This is a genomic window from Telluria sp. LT2P80 (genome assembly GCF_059685955.1).
In genome coordinates this window covers 300,537-315,782 of the sequence record NZ_JCASIO010000006.1, presented here as the reverse complement: position 1 = coordinate 315,782, position 15,246 = coordinate 300,537, and the positions used below count along the sequence as shown (strand labels likewise).

Sequence of the window (15,246 nt, the reverse complement as noted above, 5' to 3'; positions counted from 1 at the left end):
CACCCCTGTGGCCGGCACGGGACAGTTGTCCTGTGCTTGGTCGACATCGTTCTCAACCAAGTGAGGCATCATGAAAAATTATTATTTTTGCAAAGCCAGACAAGTCGTCGTCGCTCTCGTGCTATCTGCGGCGAGCATACAGCTAGCCTCGGCCGGCATCATCTTTTCGGAGCCGGCAGCAGTCCCCGGCGTCGGAAATGGCGTGTTTGCCGTTCGGTTCAATACGGGACCGAGCGATACCGGGCCATCCACCACGGTCACCGGTACCGCAGGCGCGGGCCCTGTCAACGACCGGTACCTCGTCGATTACTCAAGTAATGAATCGCTGATAGCTGCCGACAATCCAAGCGCAACTCCACCGATGACACCGCAAGTGAGCGGAGAGGACGGCAGCTTCCGGCTACTTGACGTCAGTGTTCAAAACGGCGCCTTTACCTCGTTGTTCCTGAATTTCCGTATGCCCGTCGTGCCTCGTAACCCAGCGGGCCGCTTCGCCGATATCACAGCGTTCGGATTTAATGGGGAAATGGCCACTTATACCCTTGAGCTCAGCAATGGCAATAACTTTTTCCGTGTGGATGCCACGGACGGCACCCTGTTGAGAAACCTGTCGTTGTTGAGCCCTTTCGAGATTCTGGACGCGCGCCAGGCGCGCATCAGCGGCCTGCAAGACGCACCAGTACCTGAACCGGCTACGCTGTTGAGCCTCGGGATTGGTCTGGCCGGCTTGGTTGCAGTACGGCGCCGGCCCCGTGTTCCCGGTGCAGTCGTTTTCGGTACACAGCCGGCGTTGACATAGCGCGCCAAAAGGAGGGCCTTTACCTTGTGGACCGAACGCAGCGATGTCGCGTGGTTCGTCTCGCGCCTGCCGCCCCTGATGCGGTGGCAGGCCGGTGCGCGTGTGCGCAAGGCCAAGCGTGCTTCTGTTTGTAATGGTGCCGTGTGGAGAGTGCAGTGAATGTCCCCAAGCGCTGCAAGGCAGGCTTACTGGCTGCATCTTCACTCATATTTGCCGCGCTCCGTGAGCATGTTTGGCAGCACTGGTCGTAGACGACATACAGGCAGCAGGACAGCTGGAGAAGCTCGATATTGCCAATACGCGGGACATTCCTGACCCGGGTTTTTTGCTCTATTAAGGGATATTTTCAGACTGCGGCGAAAATACCACGCCAGGCGCATTCTCAGGAGAGAATGCCCGATTACCACGTTTTTTAAACTAAGGCCATCAACCGGATACCTGAAAAATTCATAATGGCAATTGATTCTACAGAGCAGCAAAGAATTTGCGCAAAACTTCATCGCCAACTCAAAAAATTTCGACATTCATTGCCCATTTTTTTTAGAATTTACGAATGATCTTAATCCCTTTAATTAAGTTAAAGGATGATATGAAGAAAAATATTCCTTAGAGTTTCGATTTTTTAATCATATTGGGGGAACGTAGTTTGGCGAACCATGCCAGGGTGTTTTACATTCTCATGAAACTCAACCCCGAAAAATAGGCTTCAATAAAAGTAGATTTTTATCAGCGCTGGAGTAATATGCAATCTGGGCAGGGAATACTGTAATCAATTTTTTTCAGTTACTTATATTAAATTAATCAGGCAGTAGAAAAGAGCACGGCATTAAATCGTCTGAAGAATTTCAGAGGTGCCAAGCCTTTGAAGACAGACGCTATAAAACCTTAACAGCCAAGGGTGTCGACATGCAGAGATCCACAGAAAAAGGAGTTCTCACGCCCAAACGTCGCGAATTCCTCAAACTCGGTGCTGCAGCAGGAGGATCTGGACTGATTGCGTCGCGTTCACTCGACGTCAGCGGCGCAGATATCACGCCTCCGTATACCGTACCGTATCTTGAAGCACTCCCGGTGTATCGTCCCAAACTGCCGGTAGAGCTTAGTCCGCCGCCGCAGGAATACCCCCATGCCGACGAGGCGGGGCGTGACGGGCACCAGGCGTGGAACAGGTTTCCTTACCAAAAAACCTATTCAATCATCGTCAAGCAAGGGACGCATTCATTCCATCCGCACCTGCCTACCCAGACGATTTGGGGCTACGATGGGAAATACCCCGGTCCGACAATCGTCGCGCGGATAGGTGAGCCTGTGATTGTCCGTTATTACAACAGACTGCCTCGCGACGTAAATAGTTTTGGCTCACCTGAGATATCAACCCACTTGCACAATGGTCATTCGGCGTCGGAAAGCGATGGGTTTGCCGGGAATTATTTTAGCACCACAATTGCTGGCCCTACACTGACCCGACCTGGCAAGTATTACGATTGCCATTATCCGAATACCTATGCAGGTAGCGATCGATGGCCAGACAGCGCAGGCGATTATCGGGAGGCTTTGGGGACACTATGGTATCACGATCACCGTGAAGGTTTCACAGCAGCAAACGTGTACAAGGGACTCGCCGGTTTCTACCTTGCGTTTGACAAAGTAGATTCCGGCAACGAACGGGATCCATCACCGACTGCCTTGCGCCTGCCCAGCGGCGTAGGGGTCTACGACATCCCCATGATCATCCAGAACCCGAAGTTCGATGCAGGGGGCCTGCTGATTTTCGACCAGTTCGACACTGAAGGCTTCCTTGGAAACAAGTTTACCGTGAATGGTAAGGTTTCACCTTTTTTCAAGGTAGCAAGCCGCAAGTACCGGTTCCGCATCCTCAACGGTAGTACGTCACGCTTTTACGATCTTGTCGTGCGGAAAGGCAATACTGACCTGCCTTTCCAGATTATCGCCAGTGACGGCAACCTGCTGCCGGCACCCTTGAAAGCGACCTCGATACGGATTGCGCCTGCCGAGCGGGTCGACATTGTCATGGATTTCTCAACCATCGCGATTGGTTCCGAATTGTACTTGGTGGATCGCATTGTGCAGAGCGAGGGCCGGGGACCTGAAAGTATTCTCAACCTTGCCGGCAATGCGCTGATGCGCTTCGACGTCGACCGTACCGCCGCCGATAGCAGCCGCGTTCCGAGCCAATTGCGGCCACTGCCAGAGATAAACTTCGCTGAGGTAGCCAAACGGCGCGAGTTTCGATTCAAACGCGAGAACGGCGTGTGGCTGGTGAACAACGAGGTCTTCGATCCTGAAAAAGCCTCGTTCAAGGTCAAGCGCGGTACTGCAGAAATCTGGGAATTGGGGGGAAGCGGCAGTTGGCATCATCCGATCCATATTCATCTTGAAGAGGGGCGTTTGTTGTCACGCGGAGGCAGACCGCCGTCGCTAGTCGAAGCAGGACGAAAAGACGTTTTTGTTCTGAATCCGCAAGAGAGCGTCACGATATATGTACAGTTTCGGGACTTCGTTGGCAAATACATGATGCATTGTCATAACACGATCCATGAAGATCATTCGATGATGGTGCGTTTTGACGTCGAAGACTGAGCAGTTGCGCGGCAAATAAACCTACGAGGTGACAGACATGGACAGGCGTCTTTTATTTGCAACCGCAGGAGGACTAGCATTTGGCGTGGCCAGTAAGCTGCTTGCGTCGCCAGATCATGCGCCTTCTGCGCATCCGTATTTCCCTGATACCGTTTTATATGATCAGGACGGCAAGCCACGACGCTTGTATTCGGATCTGCTGGAGAACAGGGTTGTCGTCATTAATATGATGTATGCGATGTGTACCGCTATCTGCCCGGACAATACGGCGCGTCTGCGCGAGGTGCAGACGGCGCTCATGGACCGGTCTGGCCGCGATGTGTTTATTTACTCGATCACATTACGGCCAGAACTCGACTCCCCGGCTGTATTGGCGGAATATGCAAGACAATTTGGAGTCGGCAAGGGATGGTCATTTCTTACCGGTTCACCCAAGGATATCGATCTGGTCCGACGCAAACTCGGCTTCTACGACACAGATCCGGTAGCCGATGCCGATATCCGGAACCACACCGGCGTCCTTCGCATTGGCAATGTCAAGCTGGACCGGTGGATGATGATGCCAAACCGGAGCCGGGCGAGCCTTGTCGTCCGCGCCATCGAAAATATCTGTTGATGGTCTCGTCAAGCGAACCTGCATCATTGACCGGAGCGCGCTGCGATCAGTAAAGGCCAATCCCGGTGCAGTTTTCGGAGGATGTAAATGGTTCAGATTGTTCTTTGCTGGTTTTTCAAATGGTTTAACAAAGGAATGGGGGCATCGAGGCCAGGGCCGCTCATGGTATGTGCGCCGACCGACTTCGTGGTCGCCAACCTGCCCGAGGCCAGACGCGACGCGCTACAGTAATGCCAGACCTCCTTGTGTCCTGGCAGGCCAGGCGCCGCGTTGTGGAAAGTGTATGCTCTTGCCATGCTCACTGCCTCAGGAAAGCACGCCATGACTGCCCCCACCCGACCATCCCGCCGCATTGCCCGGCCACGGCGCACACGACAGCTGATGGGCCTTGCCTGCGTCGTGGGGCTAGCGCTGGTGCTGCTGCCCTCAGCCAGCCACGCGGTCGAAGAACCCGCCTACACCATCGTGCGGTCCTACCCTGCATTCGAGATTCGCCAGTACGGGGCCTACACCGTCGCCGAGGTCGTGATGCCGCCGCCCGCCGATGATGCGGGAAACCGCGCCTTTCCCATTTTGGCCGGCTACATCTTTGGCAAGAACAAGGGCGAACGCAAGCTTGCCATGACCGCCCCGGTGACCCAGGCGCCGGTCCCGGCCAAGCTGGACATGACGGCGCCCGTCACCCAGAGCACGGGTCCTGACGGCATCCTGGTGCAGTTTGTCCTGCCCAAGGACATCAATATGGACAACGCGCCGCTGCCGCTCGATCCAAGCATCAGGCTGCGCGAAGTGCCGCCCACACAGGTGGCAGTGATCCGGTATTCCGGCTTCTGGTCGCAAGCCAATTACGACCAGCACCTGGCCGAACTTCAGGCGGCGCTGCGTGCAGCCAATATCCGCTGGACCGGCGAACCGGTGCTGTCGCGCTACAACGGCCCGATGACGCCATGGTTCATGCGGCGCAACGAGATCTGGCTGAAACTCGACTGAACGGCGCCGCGCCGGCGCCTGTTATCGACGCGCGGGCATGCTCCCCCATTTGACCAGGCCGACAAGCGCGAACACCAGCGCCAGGCCAAGCAGCACGGCAAGCTCCATGCGCACCTCGTGCAGGGACGCGCCCATCTGGTTGGTGGCGACGAAGCCCTGGATCGCCGCAGTCGACGGCAACAGCGCGCCGAGTGCGCGCAGCGGCAGCGGGATGGCGCTTGCCGGCCAGGTCAGGCCCGACAGGAACATGATGGGCAATGAGGTGGCAACGAGCAGCTGCATGCTGCGCTCGCGGGTGCGGAAGAACATGCCGATCAACATGCCCAACGCCGCCACGCTGTAGGCGAACAGCAGGGTCAGGACGGCCGTGCCCGCCAGATTGCCGCCGCGCGGATAATCCTGCCACCAGAAGACGAAGCCGAAAAAGTACAGCGCATTGAGCACCACGACCAGCGCGAACGCAGTCAGGGCGCCGCAATACGAGGCCGCATCCTGCCCGTAAGGGAAGGATTTGTCGCTCGCCCAGCTGCCGAACAACAGCCCGATCCCGAGCAGGAAGGTTTGCTGCATGACCAGCACCATGACGCCAGGCACGACATACGAGGCATAGCCTTCGCGCACATTGAACAGGGGCAGCGCCTCGACAGTCAGCGGCTGGCGCGACGCCTCGGCCTGCATGCCGGACGGGGTCGCCGCGCCCAGGCGCTTGAGTTCGATACCTGCGGACACCGTGCCGGCGACCTCGGCCAGGCCGTTCAGGACCACCTTGTTCAGCAAAGGATAGGAACCGTGGCCGCTGACCTCCACTTCGGGCTGCATGCCGGCCAGCACCTTGCGGCTGAAGTCGGCAGGAATGAACAGCGCGCCGGCAGCCTTGCCCTGCCAGATTAGCGCCTGCGCATCTTCCGGCCGCGTGCTGACGCCGGCCACGACCAGGCCGGGGTGCGCCCCCGCATAGCGGATCAGCTGGCGCGACAGGGCCGACTGGTCCTGGTCGACCACCGCAACCGGCACCCGGCGCACCGTCTCGGTACTATAGGGCAGCGGATAGAAAAACGAATAGATGATGCCGGAAATGAAAAACAACAGCAGCGCCGCCTTGTCCCGCAAGATGGCTTGCCAGGTCAGCACGAACGCGCGCCAGGCGCGGCGTGGGGCGCTCATTGCTTGCCCCAAGTGGCAGGCTGGTGCATGCGACGCGCCAGGCGCAGCCAGGCAGCTACGCCCAAGCCAAGCGTAAAGGCCAGCAGGATCGCCAGGTGCGCCAGGTTGTAGCGCAGCGGCGCGCCCCCGGTCCAGGTGTTGTTCAGCATTTGCAGATAGTGTGTCAGTGGCAGGGATTCGGCCCAGATGCGCGCGCTCAGCGGCATCGACAGCAGCGGAAAGCCCTGGCCGGCGAACGCGAACGCGGGCGCCGTGATGAAGGCGCTGGCCGACAGCGCCGCGCGCAGCGATGAGGTGAAGACGGCGATCGCCGCGCCAAGCGCGAGGCAGGCCGTGATGAACAGGGCGGTGCCTGCCAGCATGGCCGTGGCGCTCCCCTGCACCGGCCAGCGCAGCACGACGCCGAACAGGACGAACAGCAACAGCGCATGCACGGCGAAGCAGGCGCAAGGGATGAGCAATTTCCCCAGCATGGCCGCAGCAGGCTTGCCGTGGGCGGCGGCCAGCCATTCGGGGACCGTGGCGGCGCGAAATTCGCGGCCAATCGCTGTCACCGCTGCCAGCGTCACGAACATATGCAATAGCGTAAAGGCCACCGGCAGCGCAAGCGACGGGATGTAGCTGCCGTTTTCATTGAACAGCGTGCTGATGCGGGTTTGCACCGGCTCGATCTGCACGCCGGCCTGGCCGGGGCCAGCGCCGCGGCGCGCGCGCGCCTGCAGTTCGATGCCCGCCGACAGGGTGGCCACCACGGCGCGCACGTCGCGCGTCATGCTGCCCGAATGCGCCGAGAACTGGGCGTTATAGGCCCACTGGACCTTGGCACCCCGGCCCGCAAGCACCGATTCCTGCAGATCTGCAGGAATCGACACCAGGCCGAATGCCTCGCGCGCGCGGATCAGGCGCAGTGCCTCGGCCTCGTTGTCTGCGACGAGCACCACGTTCAGGCCGGGCGAAGCATCGAGCATGCGGATCAGGTTGCGCGAGACGACGGTATGGTCGCGGTCATGCACCACCAGCGGCAGGTCGCGCGCCACGCCGGCCGAAAAGGTCCACCATGTCAGCAGGTAGAGCGCGAGCGGGATCGCGCCCAGCATGGCGATATCCCACGGATCGGCGCGCAGGCGTGCCCATTCGCGCCGCAAGGACGATGCGATGGCGTTGCCGGATCGGGTCATGGGCCGCGCTCAGTGGTCGAATACGACCGTCATTCCCGGACGCAGTCCGGGCACCACGGTGGTCGGGCGCAGCCTGACCTCGAAGGTGCGCAGATCGGTGCCGCCGGGGCGCGCCGCGCGCCAGGTGGCAAAGGCCGGCAAGGCGGACACCGTGGTGGCCTTGAACTGGACCCGTGTGTTGAGCGCGGGGATCGTGGCCTGGTGCACCGAACCCTGCGCATACGCCTTGAATGCATCTTCGCGCACGGCCACCACGGCCCAGACATCGGCCAGATCGACCAGGGTAATGACGGGAAAGCCCTGCGGCGCCAGCTCACCGGCCTGGATCGCGAGCTTGGTCACCTCGCCCGCGGCGGGCGCCGTGATGCGCGTCTCGTCGAGCGCGGCGCCTGCTTCGTCCGCTGCGCCGGCCACCTGCCGCGCCTGCGCCTCGGCGGCCTGGCGGTCTTCGGCACGGGCGCCCTGGCGTGCCAGCGTGTATTGGGCGCGGGCAGCGGTGGCCAGCTCGCTCGCCGAGCGCGCCTGGGCTTCGGCCTCGTCACGTTTCTGGCGCGCGACGACGCCTTCGGCATACATCGCCCCGATGCGCTCGAACGTGACCCTGGCGAGCCTGGCGCCCGCCTCGGCACGCTCCCAGTTGGCGCGCGCGGCGACGATTTCTTCCGGCCGCGCGCCGGCCTGCACCTTCTGGCTGGTCGCGCGCGCCGCATCGCGCGCGGCTTCGGCCTGCGCTACCTTGGCCCGTACCTCGGGGCTGTCGAGCTCGAACAGCAGATCGCCGCGGGCGACACGCTGGCCCAGCTGCACATGGACCTGGCCAACCCGGCCCGGCACCTTCGACGACACATTGATTTCCTGCGCCTCGATCTGGCCCTGGAGCGGATCGCGCACCGGCTGGAAGGCCAGGTACAGACCCCACCCGAGCAGGGCAAGAATGACGATGCCGGTGCCGCCGGCAAGCAGGCCTTTGGTGGAAGGTTTTGCCATGATGCTTATTCTTTCGTGAGGTCGACGATGTGCGTGGCGGTCCGGGACAGCGCGCTCAGGCGCTCAGGCTCGCCGCTGGTGCCCAGCAACCTGGCCAGCGCCATGACGTAGTCGTAGCCAGCCTGGGCGCGCTCGAGGGACGTTTTGGTGTAGTTGAGCGACGCGTCGGCAACGTCGGTCGACGTGGCCTGCCCGTTCTGGAACCCCACCTGCGCCAGGCGCTGCGTCTCGGCTGCCAGTTCGATTGCGGACCCCATCGCCAGGTAGCGCTGGCGGGCATCCTCCATGGTGCGCCACTGGCTTTCAGCCAGGGTCGGGATATCGCGCCCGGCCTGCTCTGCAGCCACCTCGACGCGCTGCTGCTCGAGCCGGACAGCGGCGGTCATTTTTGCGCGGTCGATGCGCTCGACCAGCGGGACGCTGAGCGACACCCCGACCAGCCAGTTGGCGCGGCTGGAGCTGCCACGGTTGAGGTTATAGTTGGCGATCCCGATGACGGTCGGGCTGAATTCCCGGCCCTGCAGTTGCAGGGCGCCGTCTGCCTGTTTGCGCTTGCCTGCAATTTGTTTCCAGGCCGCGTTCGACGCCATGGCCGCATCGATGAACGAGGCCAGCGAGCCGGGCGACTCGGCATGCACGAACAGCGGCGTGGTCGGCGTGACGGCGCCGTGCGCGTCGAGCAGGCGGCGCAGCGCGAGCTGCGCGATCTCGAGGTCGCTGCCCGCCTTTGCCGCTTCCCTGACCGCATTGTCGACGGCGACATCGGCTTTCAGGCGCTCGACCTTCGCAATCAGCCCGCTACGCTCCATCTTGCGCGCCATGCGCTGATGCTCTTTGGCAAGCTCGGCCGCCGAGCTGCGTAACTGGCTGGCCTTGGCGGCAAGTTGCACCGTGAAATAGCGTTGCGCCAGCTGGATCGACGCATCGTCGACGGCCGCCTGCACGCTCGCATGGGCTTCGTCGGCACGGCCGGCGGCGATCTGCTTGACCGCATCGAGACGCCCGCCCGTGTAAAGCGGCCAGACCGTGTTCAGGCCAAGCGAATGCACATTGAACACGCGGTCGACATTGATGGCCGGCGGGATCTCCGGCAGGTTCAGGGCTGGCAGCGGCGGCAGCGAGTCGAGCAACGGGTTGGCCAGCTGCGTAATGGCGCCGGTGTCGACGCTGAGGGTGGTCGAGACCCGCCCGGCAAAGCCGGACAGGCGCACATCCGGGCCGTCGATGCGGCGCAGCGCCTCGGCCTGCAATTGCCTGGCCTGGAAATCGAGCCGGGCGCCATTTACGGCACCCGCACTGGTTTGCATTCGGCGCAGCGCCTCGGCATAGTCGATGCCGGTATCGGCCCGTACGGGCAGGGTCAGCGCCACAAGCGCGGCGGCTGCAATTGCCCCAGGCAAAATAGCCTTCACTTTCATGCATTGCTCCGGTATTCAGTCGTCGATCCGCCCTCGTCGGCGCGGATGCTGTTGCTGGTCATGCATCTTGCATGACAGGCATCATGGACGTCATGATAACGCCTCGCGCGTATTGACGGCTACCTGCTTGCGTTCGCTGTTCCTGCTGGCAATCGTCCTAGCGGACGCAGTCATTAAGCCCGCTGGGGTACGCTTGCAGCAGACGCACACCCGTGCGATGGGAGATCGATCATGCATCACATTCGCTGCGGCAACGGCAAACCTTTGCTTCTGATTCATGGCCTCGGTGGCCACTGGCAGAGCTGGAATCCCATCCTGGCCGATCTCACGAGCAGGCGCGAAGTCATCGCGGTGGACCTGCCCGGCTTTGGCCAGACGCCCAGGCTGGCCGGCGAAACCTCGATCCGCACTCTGGCAGATGAGACGGCAGCCTTTCTCCACGCCCAGGGCTTGACCGGCATCGACGCAGTCGGCAGCTCGATGGGGGCGCGGCTGGTACTGGAACTTGCGCGCCGCGGTGGCGTCGTTGGCGGCGTGGTGGCGCTCAATCCGGGCGGGTTCTGGCAGGGCTGGGAGCGGCACGCGTTCTTCAGCTCGATTTACCTGTCGATACGGCTGCTGCGACTGCTTCGGCCTGTGTTGCCGGCGATCTGCGCCAGCCCGGTTGGCCGCGCGCTGTTGCTGGCCCAATTCACATCGCGGCCAACGAAACTGGCGCCGGACGTCGTGACCGATGAATTGTGCAGTTACGTAGCCTCGCCGGTGTTTGACGAAATGCTGGCCCAGCTCGCGTATGGCGAAGAGCAGCAAGGCGCGCCCCGGAACAGCATCACGCAGCCGCTCGTCATTGGCTGGGGACGACGTGACCGGGTCTGCTTCCCATGGCAGGCCAAGCGGGCACTGGCCCTGTTCCCGGATGCCCAACTGCACTGGTTCGAGCGCTGTGGCCATTTCCCGCATTGGGATGCGCCGGCGGAAACCGCACACCTGATTCTGAGCGCACTGGCCGGCAGCCACGCCAATGCCGCGGCCGGACTGTCACACGCACGCGATGCAAACCACGCTGCACACGACTTGCATTTACACTTGCCACAATCGACTGGCTGATCGGCACGCACGTTCAGCCCACCTGTTTATCCAAGCAAAGGACATCAATGACACAACAAACTGAAACCGCAATCCTGGCCGGAGGCTGCTTCTGGGGCATGGAAGACCTGCTGCGCCGCATGCCTGGCGTGCTGGCCACGCGCGTCGGCTATACCGGCGGCGATGTGCCCAACGCTACGTACCGCAACCATGGCACGCATGCTGAAGCGCTCGAACTGGTGTTCGATCCCGCCAGGATCAGCTATCGCCGGATTCTCGAATTCTTCTTCCAGATTCACGATCCGACCACCCCGAACCGCCAGGGCAATGACCGGGGCATGAGCTATCGCTCCGCCATCTATTATCTCGACGACGCGCAAAAGCAGATGGCCGAGCAGACCATTGCCGACGTCGACGCATCCGGCCTCTGGCCTGGCAAGGCCGTCACCGAGATCGCTGCAGCAGGGCCTTTCTGGGAAGCCGAACCGGAACACCAGGATTATCTGGAACGCATTCCGAACGGCTACACCTGCCACTTCATCCGTCCGGACTGGAAGCTGCCCTCGCGCCCGGAATCGACGTAAGCCCGGCACGGTCGGGTTAATCGTATCCGGTTGATCCCGACCATCGGTTGCACGCTGAAGCGGAACTCCGACGGATGAACATCAGTCCAAAAAAGACGTTCATCCCGGAGGTGCAACCATGAGATCTGTCTTGAAGTGGCTTGGTGCGTTGAGTCTGGCGATTCTTCTGTCGTCGTGTGGAAGCAGTGACGACGATCTCGGCAATGTAGCCGAGGTCGCCCAAAGGAACGGTTTTACGGCATTGCTGGCGGCAGTCGACAAGGCAGGCATTGCCAGTACCCTGACTGCTGCCAATGCCGACCTGACGGTGCTGGCGCCCACCGACGCGGCCTTCGGCGCACTGGCGACACAACTCGGCTTCACCAATGCCGGCGCCATGGTGGCAGCACTGCCAGCGGCCGATCTGGCCAAGATACTGCGCTACCACGTACTCCCCGGCGCCAGGTCCTCAGCGGCGCTGGGCACCGCCGGCGCCGCCCTGCCGACAGCCTACGTTTTTGACGGCACAGCTGCCCGGCTCGCACTCAACACCTCTTCCGGCGTCGCGTTCAGCGACGCCGTGCTGGCCAGGGCCAGTGTAACGACGGCCAATGTGTATGCCGACAATGGCATCATCCATGGGATCGACAAGGTGTTGATACCACCCGGCGTGCTCAATGTCGTGCAGATGGCGCAGGCCAATCCGGCGTCTTTCAGCGCGCTCGTCGGCGCAGTCGTGGCAACCGGCCTGGCGCCTGCCCTCAGTGGCAGCGGTCCATTTACCGTCTTCGCACCCAACAACGCCGCATTCGCCTCGGCGCCGACGGGTCTGACAAGGTCACAGTTGACGTCGGTCCTGACCTATCACGTGCTGCCGGCACAGGTTCTGTCTACTGCCATACCGTTTGGCACGCCGGTGGCCACGCTGGCGACGACAGCCCTCGATGGGTCAACGGTCGCGGCCCAGACCATTACGATCAACCGCAATCTGACGATCACCGACACCACGGCCGTTCCGGCCAGCATCCTGGCGACGGATGTACGCGCCAGCAATGGGGTCATTCATGTCATCGGAAAGGTATTGATTCCCAAATAGATCCACGACAGCGCCTTGGAATCTCATCCAGGCCAGGGCGCTCGCCAGCCAGGCAAAACGCGCCAGCCTGCGCGCCTCGACTGACGCTGCTGTACTGACGCTGTTCTACTGACGCTGCCGGCTGCCAGCGTCCATGACGTTGACGACACCCTTGCGCCCGGCGATACTCGTTGCTCTTCGACCAATGCGATGCACGCTGCATGCCCGTCATTGGTCCCTGACGCGAATAACCTGGAGCGCGCATGCCGCCTGTTTCTGCTGCCATGATTACCAACGATGCCGTCGTCTTCGGCATGCTTGCTGCCATACTCGGTACCGTCCTCTGGACCGCAGCGCGCCCGGACGGCTTCTGGAAAAAGTTCTACAGCTATGTACCCGCCCTGCTGCTGTGCTACCTGCTGCCGTCGCTGCTGAACACGCTTGGCGTCATCGACGGCGCGGCCTCAAGCCTCTACCCGATGGCGCGCGACTACCTGCTGCCCAGTTCTCTCGTGTTGTTGTGTGTGGCAATCGACTTCAAGGCCATCGTACGACTCGGCCCCAAAGCGATCATCATGTTCCTGACCGGCACGGTTGGCGTCATGCTCGGTGCGCTCGTCTCGTTCGAGGCCATGCGCGTGATCCATCCCGAGACGGTGGCCGGCGACACCTGGCGCGGCATGACCACGGTGGCGGGCTCCTGGATTGGCGGCGGCGCCAACCAGGCTGCCATGCGCGAGGTCTTCAACGTCGATGCCACGATGTTCGGCCAGTTCGTCGCTGTCGATGTGCTGGTCGGTAATTTGTGGACGGCCGTGTTGCTGTTCCTTGCCAGCCGGGCCCAGGTATTCGATCGCTGGACGGGTGCCGACCTCACGGCGCTGAACCGCTTGCGTGACAGCATCGAGCAATATCAGGCGCAGCACGCACGGATCCCGACCCTGGCCGACATCATGGTGATCCTTGCCATTGGTCTGGGCGCAACCGGCCTGTCCCATTTCCTGTCGGAGCTGCTGGTCGGGTGGATCACGTCCCTGCCGGCCGAGTGGCGCCTGCAGGATTACAGCCTGACATCAGGCTTCTTCTGGATCGTCGTGATCGCCACCACCATTGGCCTGCTGCTCAGCTTTACCAAGGCCCGCACGTTCGAAGGCGCCGGCGCGTCGCGCATCGGGTCAGTGATGCTGTACGTGCTGGTGGCCACGATCGGCATGCAGATGGACCTGAGCGCCCTGGTCGATCGCCCCTGGCTGTTCCTGCTGGGCCTGATCTGGATCGCGTTCCACGGCGGCTTGATGATCCTGATGGCCAAACTGATCCGTGCGCCGCTCTTCATGATGGCGGTCGGCTCGCAAGCCAATATTGGCGCGGCAGCATCGGCGCCGGTGGTTGCCAGTGCCTTCCACCCGGCGCTCGCCCCGGTCGGCGTGTTGCTCGCCGTGCTGGGCTATGCCCTGGGCACCTATGGCGCCTACATCACGGGGATTTCCCTGCGCGCGATTGCTGGCGGGTAAATACGGGCCGCTGGCGCGCGCGGCTTAAGGATGACCTCATCAGCGTGCTGTTAGAATTTGCGACAATCTTTCCCTATTTATTTGCAGGAGTACTCAAATCCTCGGCTTTCTCGTCAAACTGGCCATCGGCAAGCCAAAACTGGTGCTTGCCCTCGTGGTGGCGCTGCTGGCAGTATTGGCTGGCACGATCACCTATACCGGCTACCTCGTGATCGGGGTCATGGCCGAGTATCTCGGCACGGGCCGGTTCGTGGCCGGCTTGCTGCTTGGTATTCTGTTTGCCAGGTTTCCTTCGGTTAGCCAGGGCAAGCTGCGCCTTGTTGGCCTGCTGCCCAAGCCAGTCCGTCGCCCGCTCATGGTGACCCTGGTCGCACTCTGCCTGCTGCACTTCGTGTGGCAAGGCGAGTACGTGCCAGCCCTGTTCACCGGGTTTGTAACGACGTTTCTTGTTGCCTTCCCCTGGTTGCGCAAAACCCTGTTCGATCGGGTGTCTTCGTCGTTCTTCAAGTTCATGCCTGGCCGGCGCCCGCCTGAGCGCAACGACGACATGGTGATCGAGGGTGAATTCAAGGAACGCAAAGAGTAAGGGCTGCGCTTCGCCGGCAACGGGCGACAACGCATTCAGAAGGTGCAGCCGCATCCCTGTTGCATGCAACCCGTATGGCCCACAGTGGTATGCTGCGCCCTCATACTCCGAAGCCAATGCCATGACCAATAAAAAACAGCCTTCCGCCCGCCAGCCAGCCGAGACGCCCGCAGGCCGGGCCGAAAATCCCTTCCTGGACGTCGAGTTTTACCAGCGCATGCGCGACTACACCGAGCGCGACGCCGCCTTTTCGAAGGAGCTGAAGGCCATCGGCGACAGCGGCGCAGGCAAGCACAGCACCGACATTCGCGAAGCACCGTCACTGGCATTGCTGCGCGCCGTCGTCAAGAAAGGCTTGTCGCTGGAGACCATGTTGGGCCGCATGGCGCAGGGTGTGGAACTGGGCTTGTGGGAACCATGGATGAGCGCCTTCGGCATCGAGATCCGCGGCGTCAACTACGCAAAAACAGAGCAGCGCAATGCCCGCCTGGCGCTCGACATGAGTCTGGCGTGCAAGGTCAATTCGGTATTTGCCAATGCAGGCGTCGTCAACTGGCGCAGCCTGGTGGCGCAGGATTGCGCGCAGATCCAGATCGACAAGCCGACCGAGAAATCCGGCGCCAAGGTCTATGCCATCTTCTTCCTGGATGCGCCAGGAAAGTGATTTTT

At 61.6% G+C, this 15,246-nt stretch carries 14 protein-coding genes; 10 read left to right on the top strand and 4 right to left on the bottom strand.

All coding sequences use genetic code 11. From position 1 onward, the window contains the following. The first annotated feature begins 70 nt into the window (after positions 1 to 70). The 4 genes from AC56LW_RS17255 (at position 71) to AC56LW_RS17240 (ending at position 5,006) form a co-directional block, all read left to right on the top strand. Positions 71 to 799: a PEP-CTERM sorting domain-containing protein gene (locus tag AC56LW_RS17255; RefSeq protein ID WP_332530463.1), complete on the top strand. Its 729-nt coding sequence runs from the start codon at positions 71 to 73 to the stop codon at positions 797 to 799. Between the two features lie 906 nt (positions 800 to 1,705). Next, positions 1,706 to 3,400 (top strand): multicopper oxidase family protein, encoded by a 1,695-nt coding sequence (locus tag AC56LW_RS17250; protein ID WP_499636328.1) that lies wholly within the window; start codon positions 1,706 to 1,708, stop codon positions 3,398 to 3,400. 37 nt (positions 3,401 to 3,437) lie between these two features. Further along, positions 3,438 to 4,016 carry an SCO family protein gene (locus AC56LW_RS17245; RefSeq protein WP_332530465.1) on the top strand — a complete coding sequence of 193 codons (579 nt, stop codon included), beginning with the start codon at positions 3,438 to 3,440 and terminating at the stop codon, positions 4,014 to 4,016. Between the two features lie 321 nt (positions 4,017 to 4,337). Then, positions 4,338 to 5,006, top strand: coding sequence for an SOUL family heme-binding protein (locus tag AC56LW_RS17240; protein WP_499636326.1), 669 nt, complete (start codon positions 4,338 to 4,340; stop codon positions 5,004 to 5,006). A 21-nt stretch (positions 5,007 to 5,027) separates the two neighbouring features. On the opposite strand, the gene AC56LW_RS17235 is transcribed toward AC56LW_RS17240, so the two are convergent. Genes AC56LW_RS17235 through AC56LW_RS17220 form a run of 4 tightly spaced genes read right to left on the bottom strand, consistent with a single transcriptional unit; the run spans position 5,028 to position 9,753 of the window. Next, on the bottom strand, positions 5,028 to 6,170 hold the full coding sequence (locus AC56LW_RS17235) for an ABC transporter permease (protein WP_499636325.1): 1,143 nt from the start codon (positions 6,168 to 6,170) through the stop codon (positions 5,028 to 5,030). After that, on the bottom strand, positions 6,167 to 7,348 hold the full coding sequence (locus tag AC56LW_RS17230) for an ABC transporter permease (protein ID WP_499636323.1): 1,182 nt from the start codon (positions 7,346 to 7,348) through the stop codon (positions 6,167 to 6,169). Before AC56LW_RS17230 ends, AC56LW_RS17235 begins: the two co-directional genes overlap by 4 nt. Positions 7,349 to 7,357: 9 nt before the next feature. Next, on the bottom strand, positions 7,358 to 8,335 hold the full coding sequence (locus tag AC56LW_RS17225) for an HlyD family secretion protein (RefSeq protein ID WP_499636321.1): 978 nt from the start codon (positions 8,333 to 8,335) through the stop codon (positions 7,358 to 7,360). Positions 8,336 to 8,340: 5 nt separating this feature from the next. Further along, positions 8,341 to 9,753, bottom strand: coding sequence for a TolC family protein (locus tag AC56LW_RS17220; protein WP_499636319.1), 1,413 nt, complete (start codon positions 9,751 to 9,753; stop codon positions 8,341 to 8,343). Between the two features lie 231 nt (positions 9,754 to 9,984). Between AC56LW_RS17220 and AC56LW_RS17215 the strand changes: the two genes are divergently transcribed. The 6 genes from AC56LW_RS17215 to AC56LW_RS17190 all read left to right on the top strand — a co-directional run bounded on the left by AC56LW_RS17215 (position 9,985) and on the right by AC56LW_RS17190 (position 15,241). Further along, complete coding sequence (locus AC56LW_RS17215; RefSeq protein ID WP_499636317.1) at positions 9,985 to 10,860, top strand: alpha/beta fold hydrolase; 876 nt, start codon at positions 9,985 to 9,987, stop codon at positions 10,858 to 10,860. A gap of 47 nt (positions 10,861 to 10,907) precedes the next feature. After that, positions 10,908 to 11,423 carry a peptide-methionine (S)-S-oxide reductase MsrA gene (gene msrA, locus AC56LW_RS17210; protein WP_499636315.1) on the top strand — a complete coding sequence of 172 codons (516 nt, stop codon included), beginning with the start codon at positions 10,908 to 10,910 and terminating at the stop codon, positions 11,421 to 11,423. Positions 11,424 to 11,541: 118 nt separating this feature from the next. After that, a complete protein-coding gene (locus AC56LW_RS17205) occupies positions 11,542 to 12,498 on the top strand; it encodes a fasciclin domain-containing protein (RefSeq protein ID WP_499636313.1) in 957 nt (318 codons plus the stop codon). Positions 12,499 to 12,740: 242 nt separating this feature from the next. Further along, positions 12,741 to 13,991, top strand: coding sequence for a DUF819 family protein (locus tag AC56LW_RS17200; protein WP_332530474.1), 1,251 nt, complete (start codon positions 12,741 to 12,743; stop codon positions 13,989 to 13,991). Positions 13,992 to 14,133: 142 nt separating this feature from the next. After that, entirely contained in the window at positions 14,134 to 14,577 is a 444-nt protein-coding gene (locus AC56LW_RS17195; protein WP_499636311.1) for an FxsA family protein, read from the top strand. Positions 14,578 to 14,698: 121 nt separating this feature from the next. Further along, the gene (locus tag AC56LW_RS17190) at positions 14,699 to 15,241 is read left to right on the top strand and encodes a hypothetical protein (protein ID WP_332530476.1); all 543 of its coding nucleotides are present in this window, start codon (positions 14,699 to 14,701) and stop codon (positions 15,239 to 15,241) included. Positions 15,242 to 15,246: the final 5 nt, after the last annotated feature.

Coding starts and splice junctions, on each gene's coding strand:
- AC56LW_RS17255 (WP_332530463.1), top strand. CDS start 71: ATGAAAAATTATTATTTTTGCAAAGCCAGACAAGTCGTCGTCGCTCTC.
- AC56LW_RS17250 (WP_499636328.1), top strand. CDS start 1,706: ATGCAGAGATCCACAGAAAAAGGAGTTCTCACGCCCAAACGTCGCGAA.
- AC56LW_RS17245 (WP_332530465.1), top strand. CDS start 3,438: ATGGACAGGCGTCTTTTATTTGCAACCGCAGGAGGACTAGCATTTGGC.
- AC56LW_RS17240 (WP_499636326.1), top strand. CDS start 4,338: ATGACTGCCCCCACCCGACCATCCCGCCGCATTGCCCGGCCACGGCGC.
- AC56LW_RS17235 (WP_499636325.1), bottom strand. CDS start 6,170: ATGAGCGCCCCACGCCGCGCCTGGCGCGCGTTCGTGCTGACCTGGCAA.
- AC56LW_RS17230 (WP_499636323.1), bottom strand. CDS start 7,348: ATGACCCGATCCGGCAACGCCATCGCATCGTCCTTGCGGCGCGAATGG.
- AC56LW_RS17225 (WP_499636321.1), bottom strand. CDS start 8,335: ATGGCAAAACCTTCCACCAAAGGCCTGCTTGCCGGCGGCACCGGCATC.
- AC56LW_RS17220 (WP_499636319.1), bottom strand. CDS start 9,753: ATGAAAGTGAAGGCTATTTTGCCTGGGGCAATTGCAGCCGCCGCGCTT.
- AC56LW_RS17215 (WP_499636317.1), top strand. CDS start 9,985: ATGCATCACATTCGCTGCGGCAACGGCAAACCTTTGCTTCTGATTCAT.
- msrA (WP_499636315.1), top strand. CDS start 10,908: ATGACACAACAAACTGAAACCGCAATCCTGGCCGGAGGCTGCTTCTGG.
- AC56LW_RS17205 (WP_499636313.1), top strand. CDS start 11,542: ATGAGATCTGTCTTGAAGTGGCTTGGTGCGTTGAGTCTGGCGATTCTT.
- AC56LW_RS17200 (WP_332530474.1), top strand. CDS start 12,741: ATGCCGCCTGTTTCTGCTGCCATGATTACCAACGATGCCGTCGTCTTC.
- AC56LW_RS17190 (WP_332530476.1), top strand. CDS start 14,699: ATGACCAATAAAAAACAGCCTTCCGCCCGCCAGCCAGCCGAGACGCCC.